This is a genomic window from Limosilactobacillus reuteri subsp. porcinus, assembly GCF_036621895.1.
Lineage (GTDB): Bacteria > Bacillota > Bacilli > Lactobacillales > Lactobacillaceae > Limosilactobacillus > Limosilactobacillus reuteri_J.
Map to the genome: position 1 here is coordinate 1 of NZ_LN887472.1, position 1011 is coordinate 1011.

The following is a 1011-nucleotide window of genomic DNA, read 5'->3' on the forward strand; positions in this document are numbered from 1 at the left end:
TCCTTCCATAGAAAAAGCCTCCTGTACTAAGATTGCTTTTAGTATAGGAGACTAAGTTTTTGATGGCTAGACGTGTGGATACGGACTGCTTACTTTCAAATTATGTATAATACCACTTTATTATTAAAAATTATTTTATTTATAAGCAACTAACTTATTAGCATAATCATTGATCAAAGTTTCGTTTTGTTCATTATTGTAAATAGCGGTAAGTTCCTTCAGTGGAATAGCTTTCTCAACAAATTTCGAATGAGCAACATCAGTAGCTGTAGTTGGATCTACATATTTAATAAGCACCTGCCCGTCTTGAATTTCCTTAAAGTAGAACCAACTTGTTGGGTCACCCTTAGCAGTAATGAAACTGTAGCCATCATTTACGCCCGATGTAACTTTTCCGTAATACATCGTATGGTTACTTAAACAATCCTTGAACCAATCAGCATTCTGATATAGACCGACTAGTGTTCCAAGATATTGAGTATAATTTACTCTATTAATACCATTTGGAATTAATGCTCCATCTTCATTAAAAAGATAAATTTGTCCATTAATATCTTGTTTACCAGTTACGGGATATCCATTTTCATCAAAATAAATTGTACTTCCTTCATACATAAGCCATTGATTGACTAACATCCGACCTTCACTATCAAAATAATGAATATGAGTATTAGAATCATCTTTATCTAAGAATTGGTTGGTGTAACGGACTCCATCTGCACCAAAGTAATAAGTATTGCCCCAGTTCTTGTAGTAACGATTTTGGTACATTACTCCATCGTTATCAAAGTAATAGACTTTGCCATCTTTAGTCAAAAATTGGTTAGTATAGCGGGCTCCATCTGCGCCAAAGTAATAAGTATTGCCCCAGTTCTTGTAGTAACGATTTTGGTACATTACTCCATCGTTATCAAAGTAATAGACTTTGCCGTCTTTGGTCAAAAATTGGTTGGTATAGCGGGCTCCATCTGCGCCAAAGTAATAAGTATTGCCCCAGTTCTTGTAGTAACG

1 protein-coding gene is annotated in these 1011 nt (G+C 34.8%); it reads right to left on the reverse strand.

The features are described 5' to 3' along the window. Positions 1-135: 135 nt before the first annotated feature. Positions 136-1011: Lreu_0056 family protein (locus tag AACL61_RS08330; protein ID WP_423245883.1), on the reverse strand; the 876-nt coding region annotated here is incomplete at its 5' end.